This window comes from Kribbella sp. NBC_01510, from assembly GCF_045040325.1.
Classification (GTDB): domain Bacteria; phylum Actinomycetota; class Actinomycetes; order Propionibacteriales; family Kribbellaceae; genus Kribbella.
The window spans coordinates 6,775,128-6,790,078 of sequence record NZ_CP109418.1; the positions used below are offsets into that span (position 1 = coordinate 6,775,128).

Annotated in this window: 19 protein-coding genes; 11 read left to right on the forward strand and 8 right to left on the reverse strand. The window is 68.5% G+C overall.

Going from position 1 to position 14,951, the window contains the following annotated elements; translation table 11 throughout:
• Positions 1-393 precede the first annotated feature (393 nt).
• The 3 genes from OG558_RS33480 to OG558_RS33490 are packed head-to-tail and all read left to right on the forward strand — an operon-like array spanning position 394 to position 2,894.
• Complete coding sequence (locus OG558_RS33480) at positions 394-1,785, forward strand: alkaline phosphatase (RefSeq protein WP_405066549.1); 1,392 nt, start codon at positions 394-396, stop codon at positions 1,783-1,785.
• 12 nt (positions 1,786-1,797) lie between these two features.
• The gene (locus OG558_RS33485; protein ID WP_405066550.1) at positions 1,798-2,178 is read left to right on the forward strand and encodes an ArsR/SmtB family transcription factor; all 381 of its coding nucleotides are present in this window, start codon (positions 1,798-1,800) and stop codon (positions 2,176-2,178) included.
• Positions 2,175-2,894, forward strand: a complete 720-nt coding sequence (locus tag OG558_RS33490) for a cation diffusion facilitator family transporter (RefSeq protein ID WP_405066551.1) — start codon at positions 2,175-2,177, stop codon at positions 2,892-2,894. The genes OG558_RS33485 and OG558_RS33490 overlap by 4 nt, the downstream gene beginning before the upstream one ends.
• Here the strand turns inward: OG558_RS33490 and OG558_RS33495 are convergent.
• Positions 2,891-3,547: a TetR/AcrR family transcriptional regulator gene (locus tag OG558_RS33495; protein ID WP_405066552.1), complete on the reverse strand. Its 657-nt coding sequence runs from the start codon at positions 3,545-3,547 to the stop codon at positions 2,891-2,893. The genes OG558_RS33490 and OG558_RS33495 overlap by 4 nt on opposite strands.
• A 79-nt stretch (positions 3,548-3,626) precedes the next feature.
• Between OG558_RS33495 and OG558_RS33500 the strand changes: the two genes are divergently transcribed.
• From OG558_RS33500 to OG558_RS33510, 3 genes are all read left to right on the forward strand, one after another.
• Positions 3,627-5,069 carry an MFS transporter gene (locus OG558_RS33500; RefSeq protein ID WP_405066553.1) on the forward strand — a complete coding sequence of 481 codons (1,443 nt, stop codon included), beginning with the start codon at positions 3,627-3,629 and terminating at the stop codon, positions 5,067-5,069.
• Positions 5,070-5,082: 13 nt separating this feature from the next.
• Positions 5,083-5,736 (forward strand): transglycosylase SLT domain-containing protein, encoded by a 654-nt coding sequence (locus tag OG558_RS33505; RefSeq protein ID WP_405066554.1) that lies wholly within the window; start codon positions 5,083-5,085, stop codon positions 5,734-5,736.
• Positions 5,737-5,863: 127 nt separating this feature from the next.
• Positions 5,864-6,487: a DUF1684 domain-containing protein gene (locus OG558_RS33510; RefSeq protein WP_405066555.1), complete on the forward strand. Its 624-nt coding sequence runs from the start codon at positions 5,864-5,866 to the stop codon at positions 6,485-6,487.
• Position 6,488: 1 nt separating this feature from the next.
• Here OG558_RS33510 and OG558_RS33515 read toward each other — a convergent pair whose 3' ends face one another.
• Entirely contained in the window at positions 6,489-6,908 is a 420-nt protein-coding gene (locus OG558_RS33515; protein WP_405066556.1) for a hypothetical protein, read from the reverse strand.
• Position 6,909: 1 nt separating this feature from the next.
• A complete protein-coding gene (locus OG558_RS33520; protein WP_405066557.1) occupies positions 6,910-7,419 on the reverse strand; it encodes a DUF2231 domain-containing protein in 510 nt (169 codons plus the stop codon).
• A 114-nt stretch (positions 7,420-7,533) separates the two neighbouring features.
• On the opposite strand from OG558_RS33520, the gene OG558_RS33525 reads away from it, so the two are divergent.
• Complete coding sequence (locus OG558_RS33525) at positions 7,534-8,235, forward strand: helix-turn-helix domain-containing protein (RefSeq protein ID WP_329477450.1); 702 nt, start codon at positions 7,534-7,536, stop codon at positions 8,233-8,235.
• A 3-nt stretch (positions 8,236-8,238) separates the two neighbouring features.
• Here OG558_RS33525 and OG558_RS33530 read toward each other — a convergent pair whose 3' ends face one another.
• On the reverse strand, positions 8,239-9,207 hold the full coding sequence (locus OG558_RS33530) for a TIGR03557 family F420-dependent LLM class oxidoreductase (protein ID WP_405066558.1): 969 nt from the start codon (positions 9,205-9,207) through the stop codon (positions 8,239-8,241).
• Between the two features lie 208 nt (positions 9,208-9,415).
• Between OG558_RS33530 and OG558_RS33535 the strand changes: the two genes are divergently transcribed.
• The 3 genes from OG558_RS33535 (at position 9,416) to OG558_RS33545 (ending at position 11,124) form a co-directional block, all read left to right on the forward strand.
• Complete coding sequence (locus tag OG558_RS33535) at positions 9,416-10,003, forward strand: dihydrofolate reductase family protein (protein ID WP_329477446.1); 588 nt, start codon at positions 9,416-9,418, stop codon at positions 10,001-10,003.
• Positions 10,004-10,101: 98 nt separating this feature from the next.
• The gene (locus OG558_RS33540) at positions 10,102-10,857 is read left to right on the forward strand and encodes a DinB family protein (protein ID WP_405066559.1); all 756 of its coding nucleotides are present in this window, start codon (positions 10,102-10,104) and stop codon (positions 10,855-10,857) included.
• Positions 10,858-10,980: 123 nt separating this feature from the next.
• Entirely contained in the window at positions 10,981-11,124 is a 144-nt protein-coding gene (locus tag OG558_RS33545) for a GPGG-motif small membrane protein (protein WP_329477442.1), read from the forward strand.
• A gap of 55 nt (positions 11,125-11,179) precedes the next feature.
• Here the strand turns inward: OG558_RS33545 and OG558_RS33550 are convergent, their stop codons facing one another.
• From OG558_RS33550 to OG558_RS33560, 3 genes are read right to left on the reverse strand one after another with little or no spacing between them, the layout of a single operon-like run.
• Positions 11,180-11,803, reverse strand: a complete 624-nt coding sequence (locus OG558_RS33550; RefSeq protein ID WP_405066560.1) for a UdgX family uracil-DNA binding protein — start codon at positions 11,801-11,803, stop codon at positions 11,180-11,182.
• A 29-nt stretch (positions 11,804-11,832) separates the two neighbouring features.
• Positions 11,833-12,309: a vitamin K epoxide reductase family protein gene (locus OG558_RS33555; RefSeq protein ID WP_329477438.1), complete on the reverse strand. Its 477-nt coding sequence runs from the start codon at positions 12,307-12,309 to the stop codon at positions 11,833-11,835.
• A gap of 3 nt (positions 12,310-12,312) precedes the next feature.
• A complete protein-coding gene (locus tag OG558_RS33560; protein ID WP_405066561.1) occupies positions 12,313-13,215 on the reverse strand; it encodes a DUF929 family protein in 903 nt (300 codons plus the stop codon).
• 165 nt (positions 13,216-13,380) lie between these two features.
• Between OG558_RS33560 and OG558_RS33565 the strand changes: the two genes are divergently transcribed.
• Positions 13,381-14,016 (forward strand): class I SAM-dependent methyltransferase family protein, encoded by a 636-nt coding sequence (locus OG558_RS33565; RefSeq protein ID WP_405066562.1) that lies wholly within the window; start codon positions 13,381-13,383, stop codon positions 14,014-14,016.
• A 6-nt stretch (positions 14,017-14,022) separates the two neighbouring features.
• On the opposite strand, the gene sigJ is transcribed toward OG558_RS33565, so the two are convergent.
• The gene (gene sigJ / locus OG558_RS33570; RefSeq protein ID WP_405066563.1) at positions 14,023-14,922 is read right to left on the reverse strand and encodes an RNA polymerase sigma factor SigJ; all 900 of its coding nucleotides are present in this window, start codon (positions 14,920-14,922) and stop codon (positions 14,023-14,025) included.
• Positions 14,923-14,951 lie beyond the last annotated feature (29 nt).

Here is a 14,951-nt window from a genome sequence, read left to right on the forward strand (position 1 = left end):
ATCCTCCTAGGGACTGCCATGGCCCCCGGCCATGGTGAAACGCGCACCGTACGGCGTGATGCCGTCGACGAGACGCCGTGTGTCCGACGAAGCCCACCGCGAGACTGGCTCAGTCCATCGCGAGATGGTCGGTCCGTCGATTCCGACGAGACCGGCCAATGTACGGGGGACCGATGACCATCAGTCGGTGGCCGTGAGCTCCAGCAGAATCCGCGGCGATCGGCGTCGCCGATGTCGGTGCGGTTCCAATACTAACCGCAGTCCGCCAGTCGGTGACCCCGGTGCCCCCACCTGGCGCGCTGCTTGTGTCATCTGTTCGTTGCTTGGCGGTCACCTGTTGTCCCGAGATCACGCATACGTTCCGGGTGTTCCGTCCAAGCAGAAAGGCCCGAAATGATCAGGAAAAAGGCCGTCGTGGCCGCCTTCGCCGCGACCACGGTGATCGCCGCGGCAGGTATGGCTTCGGCCGCCGCCAGTGGCGCGTTCTCGTCGGCGCAGGGCGCGGAGGCGCAGTCCGCGCCGGCCGGGCCGAAGAACGTGATCTTCCTGTTGGGCGACGGCATGGGGACGCAGGAGATCACCGCCGCGCGCTACTACCAGGGTGTCCAGAACAAGCTGAACGTCGACCGGGCCCGGTACACCGGCTTCGACACGACGTGGTCGGTGAAGCCGGCCGCCAAGCCGCCGTACAAGCCCGACTACGACCCGGACTCGGCGTCGACCGGCTCGAGCTGGGCGACCGGCAAGAAGACCCTCGACGAGCGGATCTCGCAGGGGCCGAGCAGCGCCATCGACGTACCCGGCACCAACCTCACCACGGTGCTGGAGCTGGCGCAGAAGCGCGGCCTGAAGGTCGGAGACGTCTCGACGGCTGAGATCACCGACGCCACGCCGGCGGTGCTGACGTCGCACATCTCGCTGCGCGGGTGCCAGGGACCGGCCGACATGACCGCCTGCGCGAAGGAGACGAAGGCCGCGGGTGGCCTGGGTTCGATCGCGGAGCAGCAGGTGGACCACAAGGTCGACGTCCTGCTCGGTGGTGGCCGCGGCCGCTTCGAGCAGACGATCACCGGTGGTCCGTTCGCGGGCAAGACGGTAGTCGACCAGGCGAAGACGCAGGGCATCCAGTACGTGACCGACGCGGCCGGCCTGGACTCGGTGAAGAGCGGCAAGCCGGTGCTCGGCCTGTTCAACAGCAGCAACATGTCGCTGGAGTGGACCGGGCCGTCCGCAGCGCTCGGCAAGAGCAACACGCCGGCGGCGTGCAAGGAGAACCAGCGTCCGGCGAACGAGCCGAGCCTGGCGGACATGACCACCAAGGCGATCAAGCTGCTGGAGAACCGCAAGGGCTTCTTCCTGCAGGTCGAGGGCGCCTCGATCGACAAGCAGGACCACGCCACGAACGCGTGCGGCCAGATCGGTGAGACTGTCGCCTTCGACAAGGCGATCGGCGTCGCGCTCGACTACCAGCGCTCCCACCCCGACACCCTGGTGGTCGTCACCGCGGACCACTCGCACACCAGCCAGATCGTCGGCGAGGACGCGTCCGGCTCGGGTCTGCCGACCGGCTACTCGACCAACCTGACCACCAAGGACGGTCAGACGCTCACCCTGACCTACGGCACCGCCGGCTTCGGCGGCGACGGCAAGGCTCCGGTCGGTACGCCGCCGAGCCAGCAGCACACGGGTTCCGTCGTACCGGTCTGGGCCCAGGGTCCCGGCGCCGACGCGGTCCTCGGCACGAACGACCACACGGACCTGTTCAAGGTGCTCCAGGGTCGGTGATAACATCGCCGAATGGCGATGACAGCGTCGACTGGTGTCGAGTCCGAGGTAGTCGACGAGGCGGCCGCGCTCTCCGCGGCCGCCTGTCTGTTTCACGGGTTCAGTGACTCGTCGAGGCTGGCGATCGTCCGGCACCTAGCGCTGGGGGAGCACCGGGTGGTGGATCTGACCGAGCATCTCGGTCTGGCGCAGTCGACGGTGTCGAAGCATCTGGCGTGTCTGCGGGACTGCGGTCTCGTCGAGTCCCGGCCGCAGGGTCGGGCGTCGCTGTTCAGCCTCACCCATCCCGAGGCGACCCTCGCGCTGTTGACCGCCGCCGAGCGCCTCCTGGGCCTGACCGGCGACGCGGTCGTCCTCTGCCCGATCTACGGCGAGGCGGCGAGCCGGTCATGACCGAGCCGCTCCGGATCACGAGCGCTCCGACCGGTTCGTGGACGACAGACCCAGAGCAGCGGCGACGGCTCGGCCGACGGGCGCAGCTACTCGCCGGGGTCTCGGTGGCCTACAACATCGTCGAGGCGGTCGTCGCCGTCAGCGCGGGTCTCGTCGCGGGATCGGTTGCGTTGATCGGGTTCGGCCTCGACTCGGTGGTCGAGGTCTCCAGCGGCCTGATCATCCTGTGGCAGTTCCGTCACCGGTTGCCCGAGAGCCGTGAGCACCAGGCGCTGCGTCTGCTCGCATTCTCGTTCTTCGCGCTGGCCGCCTACGTCTCCTTCGAATCGGTCCGCGCGCTCGTCACCGGTGCCCATCCCGACGTGTCCCGGGTCGGAATCGGCCTGGCGATCGCGTCGCTCATCGTGATGCCGTTCCTCTCCTGGGCCCAGCGCCGTACCGGCAAGGCCCTGGGCTCGAACGCGGTTGTCGCCGACTCCACCCAGACCCTGCTCTGCACGTACCTGTCCGCCGTACTCCTCGTCGGCCTCGTCCTGAATGCAACCCTCGGCTGGACCTGGGCTGACCCCATCGCCGGCCTGGTCATTGCCGCGGTCGCCATCCGCGAAGGCGTCGAAGCCTGGCAAGGCAAAGGCTGCTGCTCACCCATCCCCGGCGCCACCGCCACGGCGACCTGCGGCTGTGGCGCCTCCTGCACTGACGGTTGCTGCGATTAGTCGCGGGGGAGTAGGCCGTTGACCAGGGCCTGGAGGCCCTGGGGGTAGGTGTTCTGGGCGGCGAGGGTGGGCCAACTGTTGGCTATGGCCGCCAGCTGCGGGGTTTGGGTGGAGTCGAGGGTGGTGAAGAACGGGTCGCGGTCCAGGGGCCGGCGGGGGGAGTGGGCCCGGACCAGGATCTCGCCGACGGTGTAGTACCAGATGGTTCGGAAGACGTAGACGGCCTCATCCGGGGTACGACCTGCCTCGACGGTCGCGTCGACGATGGTTTCGACCATCCAGAGGGCCGACGGGCCGATGAGGCCCATGAAACCGTCGGCGGTGAGGACTTCGGCGGCCCACGGCCAGTCGGCAAGGGCGTCGTGGATCGCGAGACCGGCCGCGACGACGCGGTCGCGCGGATCGCTCGGCAGGTCGGGGCGCGGGATCTGGGCCGCGTACTCGTTCAGCAGGAGCAGCAGCAGGTCCTCCTTGTCCCGGACGTGGTGGTACATGGTCGTCGGACCGATGCCGAGCTCGGCGGCCAACCGGCGGACGGTCAGCTTTTCCCAGCCGTCCCGGTCGATCAGCTGACGCGCAGCGACCAGGATCTGGGCGCGCGACGTGACCGGCGGCCGGCCGGTGCGGCCGTTCGTTGCGTTGCGTTGAGCCACGGGCCCCATCATGCCGTCCGCCGTCGGACGAGGCCGAAAACCTTTGGCGGTCCGTTCATAGTAATGCTACTTTCGGAACATGTTCGAAAAGTCGACAGACACTGCAATGGCCCGGACCGGGCTCGTCCTCACGGCCGTGGCGGTCGTGCAGTTCATGGTGTCGCTGGACCTCTCGGTCGTGAACGTGGGCCTCCCGCAGATCGCGACCGGCCTCGGGTTCGGCGCCCTCGGCCTGACCTGGGTGATCCACGCCTACGCGCTGACGTTCGGCGGGCTGCTCCTGCTCGGTGGCAAGGCCGCGGACCGGTACGGGCGCCGGCGGGTCCTGCAGCTGGGACTCGTGGTCTTCGGCCTCGCGTCGCTCGCCGGCGGGTTCGCCCAGGTGCCCGGCCAGTTGGTGGCCGCCCGCGCCGCGCAGGGCATCGGCGCCGCCACCCTCGCCCCCGCCGCGCTCTCGTTGCTGACAGCAACCTTCCCCACCGGCAAACAGCGGATCCGCGCCTTCGGGGTCTGGAGCGCGATGAACGCGGCGGGCGGTGCGTTCGGTGTCCTCGCCGGCGGCCTGCTCACCCAGTACGCCGGTTGGCGCTGGGTCATGTTCGTCAGCGTCCCCATGGCCGCCGTCGCGCTGGCACTGGCCTGGCGTGGCGTCCCCACCGACTCGACGACCGCCCGCGCCGGCCGCCCGGACGTGCTGGGTGCAGTTCTCGCGACAGCGGGAATGACACTGCTCGTGTACGGCGTGGTGCGCACCGACAGGTATCCGTGGAGTTCGGCGACCACGCTCGTGACGCTGCTGATCGCCGTCGCACTGCTGGCGGCCTTCATCGCGGTCGAGAAGACCACCCGCCGCGAACCGCTGATTCGGCTGGGCCTGTTCGCCAATCGCTCGGTCTCCGGCGCGAACGCCTTCAACCTCCTGGTCGGCGCAGCCATGGCCTCGGCCTTCTATTTCACGTCCCTCTACCTTCAGCGCGTGCTCGGGATCGGGCCGGCCGAGACCGGGGTGATGTTCCTGCCGTTCGCGCTGGGCGTGGTCGTCGGCGCCGTACTCGCGGTCAAGCTCGGCTACCGGCTTCCCGCCCGCACCCTCCTGGCCGGTGGCGCACTGCTGACGGCCGCCGGATTCGCCTGGTTCGGCCTGATCACCGCCGATGGCAGTTACCTCACGAACATCCTCGGCCCGTCGATCATCGCCAGCGTCGGCTTCGGGCTCTGCCTCGGTCCGGTGGTGGCGACCGCGACCGCGGGCGTCGATCCCCGCGAGACGGGCATGGCCTCAGGTCTGCTCAACAGCACCCGTCAGCTCGGCGCCTCGCTCGGACTGGCCGCTGTCGGCACTGCGGCTCACGATCGCAGCGGGAAATCCGTGACACCCCAAGCGCTCAGTGACGGCTACGCCCTCGGCTTCACGCTCTGCGCGGCGCTGCTGGTCGCCGCTGCGCTGATCGCATTTGGTGTCGTACGGCGTACGAACCCGGCGGTTCAGGCCGAACGTGACTTGGTTCCGTTGCGCGATTGACTAGGTTGGGTGGGTGGCGAAGGGCTGGTGGTGGGTGGCGGTCGGAGTCGTGGTCGTGGGCGTCTGGGCCGCACGCCACGACGGCGACCGCAAGACCGCGGAGACCGCGACCGCCCAGCCCACTCCCTCGGCGACGCCCCAGCGGACTGTCAGTCCGACGCCCGCCGCGAAGCCCTGGTACGACGACTACGACCCGGCCCACTTCGCCCCGCAGGTACGCCGGTACGCCGGTCAGGCCGGGATCCGTCCACAGTTGCTGATGGCAATCCTGTACAACGAGGCGTACAAGCCGCACGACCCGAAGTTCGAGCGCTCGTGGGCGCAGGTCGACTCGGACCCCGCCTTCGGCATCGCGAACATGCATCGGGCCGCCTTCGACGACAGCAAGCGCGGGCGCGACTTCGCCGGGCGGAAGTGGGAGCAACTGCCCGACGATCCGGGCCTGGCCATCGAGGCCGCGGCCTGGCATCTGCACGACCTGGCCAAGCGCCTGCCCGACAAGCGAAGCCAGCGGTACACCAAGGACGAACTGCTTGCCCTGGGCTACAACACCGGCGCCGGGAACATGCGGGCGTTCGCCAAGGGTGCGAAGGCCGGCACACAAGCTCAGTCCTACCTCGACCGCCTGCACGACAACTGGGACAAATCCGCCCGAGCCGTCGGGTGATCCCACCGGGCTGACCGCCGGATCGCGTACCCGCCGCTTCCGCGAGTACGTCGTCCGTGGGCGGCGATCACGCCGTTGGGGTCGGCTCCGTAGTGTCGTGGGTGAGCAACCGGAGAGGAGAGGCAGTGTGAAGGACGATCAGGTGCAGTACGCCTCCGTGCTGGATGTGACCGACTGGCGGCGCCGAGTGTTCGCGCTCTACGGGGCGGTGCGGGCGGAGAGTGATCCGGCCACGGCACACGCGGTGTGGCGGGCCGGGCGCGACGAGTTGCTGATGACCCATCCCGCATCGCCGGTGGAAGATCGCGACGCCTACAAGGGCCCTGAGATCGGGGCCTATCGGCCGGAATTGCGCTTCGAGGTCGCCATCGACACGGATGTCGAGCCGGTGCGATGGGAGGTGCCCTCGGCAACGGATGGCGTGATTCCGTTCACCCGGGCCGGAGTCCTGCACGTGCCGACCGTGGGTGACCTGGATGTGTGGTGGCTCGAGTCGTACGGCGGTGGCCTGTTCGTGCCGGTCAAGGACTCGCTCGCCGGTGAGCGCACGTACGGCGGTGGGCGTTATCTGCTCGACACGGTCAAGGGCGCGGACCTCGGTGGGGACGTCCGCGAAGGCTGGCTCGTCGTCGATCTGAACTTCGCCTACAACCCCTCGTGTGCCTACAGTCCACTCTGGACGTGCCCGCTGGCACCGACAGGCAACACCGTGGCAGCGGCATTGCCCGTCGGCGAACTGACGAGGTCCTAGGTCAGCTCCCTCCGACTTCGAGCGCTGTCAGCAGGACCAGGACCAGAGTCACGAACGCGAACAAGCCGTGGCCGCCGACGACCGCCATGGGGAAGTGACGCTCCGCCGGCGCGTCGGCGGCCGGTGCCTCGGTCCGCGTCCGGTACGTCGGCAGCCAGCGGAAGAACATGGTGTAGCCGAGAAGAGCCACGGGGAGCAGGAGGACGAACGCGATCCAGGCCAGTGTGTCGCTGTCGACGATCAGGTAGATGATCCACAGCACCAAACCGATCGCGGCCAGGGCGAAGTGGCCGAAGATCAGTGCCGGCGGGAAGTGGCTCGAGCTCGGCTTGCGAGGGCCGCCGTTGCTGATCCAGGTGTACAGCAGGAAGAAGCCACCGAGCGCGGTGATCAGCCACGTGACGAGTGCTGCGATACCCATGTCATCTCCTCGGCTCGAAGCCTTCGGCCTGGTCATGCTCCTCGGCGACGCGGACGCCGTACCGGAACGCCAGCTTGCCCCCGAGATAGCCCGAGACCGTCAGGGCTCCGAGGCTGATCGCGGACAGCACGATCGGGCCGACCGGGACCTGGTCGGCCTCGGATCCACGGCGCCACAAGGCATTGACGACGTACGCCACGGTGACAGCGACGTTGAGGATCAGGTGGACGAGGCCGGTGCGGAACGCGGGGGTGCCCGACGGGATGGCGAAGAAGTCGAGCAGACCGACGCTCGCGGCCGCGACGGCGCCGACGATGCCGATCACGATCAGCCAGACCGACGCCTGCACCAGGAACGCGGCGTCGGCCACCCGCGACCCGATGTCGAAGACGAAGCTGGCCACCCACGCGCCGATCGGGATCGTCACCAGGATCGGATGGAACGGATGACCGTACGGACCGGTCAGCAACGCACTCACCGGACGCTTCGCCGCAGCGGACCGATCGGACACCGGGGCCTCCCTGTTCCACTAATGGAGTTTGGTCTTATTGCGGATCACAGGTCAAGGGTTGAAGGGCAACTGCCGATGCTTTTCGCCAATGGTGATGTCCGTTATGGTGGATCGGTGAGAGCACGGGGGAGCGGAGCGGACGCGACGATCCAGGCGGTGTCGGTGCTGAGCGACGACACCAGGCGCCGGATGTTCGACTTCTGCCGTCGGGCCGGCCGGGCGATCAGCCGGGACGAGGCGGCGGCCGAGGTGGGGATCTCGCGGAAGCTGGCCGCGTTCCATCTGGAGCGCCTGGTCGATGCCGGTCTGCTGCGGGCTCACTACGACCGTGCCGGCGGGATCCGCAGGGTCGGCCGGGCGCCGAAGATGTACGAGCCGGTCGCGACCGACCTGCAGGTGTCGATCCCGCCGCGCCGGCCGGACCTGCTCGCCGAGATCCTGCTCGACGGCGTCCTCGATCAGGACGACGTCAGTCCGCTGGAGTCGGCGCGCCGGGCAGCCTTCCGGCACGGCGAGCGGGTCGGCGAGCAGGAGCGGGATCGGACCCGCCCGGGCCGCTTGAGTGCAGAGCGGGCGTTGACGATGTCCGAGGCGACGTTGGCGAGCGTCGGCTTCGAGCCGGTCCGTCCACGCCCGGGCTGCGTCCGGCTGCAGAGTTGCCCGTTCCACCCGCTCGCGCAGTCACAGCCCGAGGCCGTCTGCGGCATCAACCATGCATTCGTGAGCGGAGTGGTCTCCGGGCTCCAGGCGACGGCCATCCACGCCGTACTGGATCCCGAGAGTGGCGAGTGCTGCGTCGAGCTGACCGCGGTCTGACGCCTACGAGCGGTTGGTGCGACGGAGTTCGGGGAGGACCTCGGTGCGGTAGAGGTTCATCATGTCGATCGAGTGCGGCCCCATGTTGGCGACATAGACCTCGTCGAAGCCGGCCTCGACGTACGGCGTGAAGGCGTCGACGTGGACGTCCGCCGTCGGTCCGCAGGCGACGGACTGGGAGGTCGACTCCTTGGTCACCAGTTGGCTGGCCTGCTCGAAGTGCCGAGGGGACGGCAACACCTGGGCGAGTTCACCCGGGAGGCCCGAGTTGGCCCAGATCCGGTGCGCCTGCTCGACACCTTCGGCCTCGCTCGGCGCGTAGCTGACCTTGAACCCGGCCTGCGCCGGCTTGTCCCCGCCGCCGTTGTCGCGGAACCGTTCCAGCAGTTCGGCGTCCGGCGTCGTGGTGATGTAGCCGTCCGCGATCCGCGCCGCGACATCCGTTGCCTCCGGCCCGAATCCGGACATGTAGATCGGCAGCGGCGCCTCTGGCCGGGTGTAGATCCGGGCGGTGTCGACCGTGTAGTGCTTGCCGTGGTGTGAGACGAACCCCTCCTCCGTCCACAGCCGGCGCATGATCTCGACCGCTTCCTCGACCATCTCGAGTCGTACGTCGATGGTCGGCCACACGGACCCGACCACATGCTCGTTGAGCGCCTCGCCGGTGCCGATACCGAGCGTGAACCGCCCGTTCATCAGTACGGCGCTCGTCGCGGCAGCCTGCGCTATGACCGCCGGATGGATCCGCACGGTCGGACAGGTGACAGCCGTCGTCACCGGCAGCTCACAAACCTGGGAGATCGCACCGATGGTCGACCACACGAACGCGCTTTGCCCCTGCTCGTCGTTCCACGGATGGAAGTGGTCGCTGATCCACAGCCCGTCGAACCCGGCCTCCTCGGCAAGCCTCGCCTGCTCGAGCAACTCGGACGGCGTGTACTCCTCACTGGACAGGAAATACCCGATCTTCACAGTTCTCCGATCACTCGCTTTCCCACCGAGTGCCCGCACGCCGACGTTTCATGCGGTCGCTCTTTGGTGGCAGTCGGCCCGGAGTGGCCACCGTCGGTCACGGGGTCGACGCCAGAACTCTTGCTCGAGGACGTGTCGGATCTGCGGTGAGGCGTTCGTAGCATGAGTGAGGCGGCCGAGAGTGCCGCATTGATCAGAGGAGCACATCGTGACCGCTACGTATACGTTCGACGTCTTCTCGACGCTCGACGGCTTCGGCTCGCCCGGCGGCGGCGACTGGGGTGGCTACTGGGGCAAGCAGGGACCCGAGTTTCTGGAACACCGCCTCGCGCAGTACAGCGAGAAGCAGCGCATGGTCTTCGGGGCCAGCACGTACCGAATGTTCGCGGGGATGCTGGCCACGTTCCCTAAGGGTTCCGAGATCTACGACCCCTGGGTCAGCCGGATGCTGGAGTTGCCGGCAACCGTGGTGTCGAACACCCTGGACGAACCCCTCGACTGGGTGGACGGGACCATTGCCTCGGGCAACGCCATCGACCTCGTTGCCCGGCTCAAGGACGAGTCCGACGTACCGCTGCGCTCGCACGGCAGCATCTCGCTCAACCGCGCTCTGCTGGCCGCCGGTCTGGTCGACCGGGTCCAGGTGACGGTCTTCCCGGTCCTCACCGGTCAGACCGGAGCGAACCCGGTCTTCCGAGGCACGGCCGACTTCGATCTCGAGTTGCTCGAGTCCCGGACCCTCGACGGCAACATCCAAGAACTCACCTATCGGCCGACCCTGCACGTCCTCAGGTGATCAGGTCGCCACTGGTTCTGGGGGTTGCGTCTGATGCAGAGCGCTGAACACTTTGTTGCCACTTGGCGCGGGCCGGGCGGGTGCGAGAGACTGCTTCGATGTCTGCTGAGTACGCCGAGAGTGACCAGTTCCGTGGTGCCCGCATCCGGTCGAGTGAGCTCGCCGGGCTCGAGATCCGCGATTGCGAGGTCAGCGGTCTGAAGATCGTCGATTGCTACGGGAGCGAGGTCTCCCTCGGCGGCGCCTTCGAGCGTGTTGTCGTCAACGACGTCGACGTGACTGCCTACGTCGAGGCCGAGCTCGACCGGCAGTACCCCACCCGGGCACTCGCGCGTGACGCCGGGTCCCCCGACGACTACCGGGCTGTGTGGGACGCCATCGAGAAGATGTGGCAGACGACGCACGACCGCGCCCGGTTGTTGCCCGAGGCAAAGTTGCACGTGCAGGTCGACGGCGAGTGGTCGTACGTCGAGACCCAACGACACCTGCTGCACGGCAGCGATGCCTGGCTCGGCAATGCCGTGCTCGAGGAGGAAACGCCGTATCACCCGTTGGGCTTCCCCATCGGCGGGATGCCGCCTGAGGCGTCGGCGAAGCTCGGCCTCACCCTCGAAGCCACCCCGACTCTCGACGAGGTGCTGGCGGCGCGGTTCGTCCGCATGGCCACGATGCGGCGTGTCGTCGACGGGCTCACCGAGGCCGAGCTCGATCGGGTCTGTCGTCGCAAGCCGGCGGACTCGTATCCCGACCAGGAATACGTCGTGCGCCGCTGCCTCAAGGTGGTGCTCAAGGAAGAGGCCGAGCATCACCGCTATGCAGTGCGCGACCTCGCCGAGCTCGAGGCCGGTGCCTGAACCGGCTGAAGGGCTCGCGGCGGATGCGCGAGGTTGTTTGCAGCGTTTGGGGTGGGGCACCGGAGGTCGTGCACGGGGAGTTCAGCCGCCGGGTTCCGCCCGGCCGGAGAGATGGGAAGGACCATGGGTCTCATTCTGTGGATCATCGCTGCGATCCTCGTCATTTCGGGAATCGTCTCGCTCTTCCGCGGCCAGTTGCTGTGGGGCGCGGCACTGATCGTGATCGGCCTGCTGGTCGGTCCCGGGGGCGTCAGCATCTTCACCTGACCCCCTACCGGATCTGGTCGCCCTCACGTCGCCCCGGCGTGGGGGCGACCTCCCGTTATGCCAGGAGGCCGGCTGCGGCGCGCAGGTCCTTGACGAAGTCGGCGAAGTCGCGGCGGAACTCCTGCGAACGGACCACCGCGGACGGGTGGACGGTCGCGACCGCGGCGCGGCCGTCGGGGAGTTCGACCCGCTCGCCGCGGTGTTCGGTGACCTTGAAGCCGGTTCCTAGCAACGAGCGCGCGGCCACCGCGCCGAGGACCACCACCAGCTCGGGTTTCACGATCGCGAGCTCGCGGTCCAGCCACGGGTGGCACGCGACGATGTGGCCGACGGCCGGGGTCTTGTGAATGCGGCGCTTGCCCTGGCGCTCGAAGCGGAAGTGCTTGACCGCGTTGGTCAGGTATACCTCCGAGCGGTCGATGCCGGCCTCCGCCAGAGCCTTGTCGAGCAGGCGTCCGGCCGGCCCGACGAAGACGTGACCTTCCTTGTCCTCGACGTCGCCGGGCGTTTCACCGACCAGCATCATCCGGGCCCGGACCGGACCTTCGCCGGGCACGACCCGCTCGGCGTACTCCTGCAGGTCGCACCCGCGGCAGTCTGGCAGGGCCGCGCGCAGCTTCCGGATCCCGCCGTTCTGCGGGACCCAGCGCGTTGCTCCGGCGAACTCGTCGGGTTGCATGCTTCACCAGTACCCGGCTCCGGTCGGTCTCAGCCGCCGTCGGGATCCAGCGCCTGGCGGATGATGACCAGGGCGAACAGCACGAGGGTCAGCGCGTGGACGACCGTGCACCACAGGCAGATGGCGTCGATCTGGAACAGCTCGGCCCAGATCAGGTAGCAGACGAAGACCACGCCGACGACGACGGCGGTCAGCCGGAGGCGGCTCGGCCAGGGGGATGACGTACGCCACATCGGAGGCAGTGAGAGCGCTGTCATGCCGGCGAAGAAGGCCAGGCCGAGAAGGGCGACCGGAATGCCGAAGACCTTGGAGTACTGACTGCTGGTGACCTTCGCGCAGTTGACCACCCCGGTGTTGGGGCAGGCCAGCGTGGTGCCGGCGGTGAAGTGCTCATAGGTCAGGTACGACGCGACCGCGAGACCGGCGATCGAGAGGGCCAGGATGGTCCACGGGATCCAGCCGAGCCCGGTCGTCGCCTTCTCGGAGCGCTGTGTGGTGCCGCTCATCGCTCAGCTGCTCCCGAGCTTGGCCGCGGCCGCGGTCACCGGCTCGGTCGAGCAGACGTTGGCCGGCTGATTGTTGGTCATCTTGCAGATCGCGGCGGTGTAGACGTTGGCGGACCCGATGACGGCCTTCGCGATCGGGTTGGACGGGTCCTTGAGCGCGTCCGCGACCTCGGCCTGGGTCTTCCCGGCCAGGATCTCGGGGCTGTACGTCGCGCCCGACGACACGAACTTCCCGCCGAGATCGATGAACGGGATCGAGCCACCGGTCTTCACGTACGGCGGCGCGTTGTAGGTGTCGAACGTCTTCTGATCCTCGGCCGTCGGGGTGTCGAGCGGCGCGTACTGGCCGTTGACCTGCTCGTTCGTGGTGGTTTCGACGCCGGTGAAGGCGAGGTACTGACTGGTGAAGGTGGAGCCGTGGAACGACAGGGTCGGGGTGTTCGGATACACGTCGCTTCCGGAGGAGTGCGTCGTACCGAGGTTGCTGAAGGTGCCGAACCGGGACAGTGCGACCGTGACCGGCCACCGCTCGGCCGCGCAGAACGGGCAGTACTCGGCGCCGATGTAGAGGACCTTCGGCTTGCCGCCCGACGTCAGGGGCGGGGCGGTGATGGGCGACGGTGCGGCCTGGACGCCGGCCGAGCCGACCGCGGCGAAGGTCGACTCCGGGATGGAGGACAGTGCGGTCACGATCTGGCTGTCGGCGGCACCCGACGGTCCGGTCGTGGTCTTCTTGCCGCCACCGGCCAGGCGGACGGCGACCAGGCCGCCGACGATGACGATGACGACCACGACGGCCCCGACCGCCAGCAGAAGCCGCCGGCGTCGCTCCGCCCGCTGCTGAGCGGCCAGCTGCGCCGCGATCCGCTCGCGGGCCTTGGCCTTCTGCTCGACACGCCTACTCATGACTCTCCTTCGCTCGCCACGCCTGGTCCGATTCGGCGCCCATCAAGGACAACTGCTGACCGCCCGGGGAAGTTCCGTGCCTCTCCGTCACCGGGAGATTACAGAAGCCGGGAACGACGACCGGTAGGTGGTCAGGCTGTCCGAGGGCGGCGCTAGGTTGCCGGCATGGATTGGCAGAGATGGCATAACAATTATGACCAGCCGGGGTCGGGGTTGGCACGGCGGCTGGCAGTCGTTCAAGGGCAAGTGCTTGCCGCGTTGGACCGGGCGCCGGCTGGTGCGGTGCGGGTGATCAGTCTTTGCGCTGGGCAAGGACGGGATGTGCTCGATGTGATGGCCGAGCATCCGCGGCGTAGCGACGTCCGGGCCAGGCTGGTCGAGTTGGACCCGCGCCTGTCGTCGTTCGCCGACGCGAGGGCACGAAACCTCGGCCTGCGGGACCAGGTCGAAGTGGTGACCGGGGACGCCGCACTGATCGATCAGTACGGCGGGATGGCGCCGGCGGACGTGGTCCTGGTGTGCGGGGTCTTCGGCAACATCTCGGACCAGGACATCGAGGCCACGATCGACTCGTGTCCGCAACTGTGTGAAACCGGCGCGACGCTGATCTGGACGCGGCACCGCGAGGATCCGGACCTGGTCCCGCAGATCTGTGCGTGGTTCGAGGAGCGGGAGTTCGAGCGGGTGTGGGTGTCCGATCCGGACGCGGGCTTCGGTGTCGGCGTCCATCGCTTCATCGGCGAACCACGACCCCTGGTCCCGGGCCGAACCTTGTTCAGCTTCGTCAGCGGCCGAGTCTGACGCCGGTCAGCTCGTCCAGGGGCGCAGCTTCTCCGGGTTGCGGACCGCCCAGATGTTCGTGATCCGGTCCGCGGCGATGTCGAACGCGATCACCGTCTCGGTGACGCCTTCGAACTCGATCACCAGGCCCGGCTGGCCGTTGACGGTCCGCTCCACCAGCGTGCGGCCGTAGTCCAGGATCGGCAGGCCGCTGAAGTACTGCGCAACGTTCGCGCCACCATGGACCGGCTCGAGCGCGGCGATCACGACGCCGCCACCATCGGCGACCGCGGTGACGTCGGGGTCGAGCAGATTGACGAGGGTCGCGATGTCGGTGGCCTCCCACGCCTCCTTGAACTGGCGAATGAGCTCGGCGCGCCGGGCCGTCGGCGGTGCGGGGGTCTGCGCCTCACTGATCCGGCGCCGGGCCGAGGACGCCAGCTGACGGCACGCCGCAGGGGTCCGGCCGACGATCTCGGCCACTTCGGGGAACGGGTACCGGAAGACGTCGTGCAGGATGAACGCGACCCGCTCGGCCGGCGTCATCGCGTCGAGGACGACGAGGAACGCCATGCTCACCGACTCGTCCAGCGTGACCCGATCGGCCGGGTCGGTGCCCGCCTGCCAGTCGGCGTTCTCCGGCAGGGGCTCCGGGATCCATTCGCCGACATACCGTTCGCGCCGGACCCGGGCCGAGCGCAGCAGGTCGAGGCAGATCCGGCTGGCGACCTTGGTCAGCCAGGCGCCGGGGGAGTCGATCGCCTCCTGCTCGCGGCTCGGCATCGCGTACCAGCGCGCGTACGTCTCCTGGACGACGTCCTCCGCGTCGGCAAGCGAGCCGAGGAGCCGGTAGGCGAGGTTGATCAGCTGCCGCCGCTCGCTCATGATCGCGCTCAGGCCCGGCTCGACCTGGTCGTCCCCGGTCATGGTGCTTCCCTTCGTCGGTTCCACCTCTC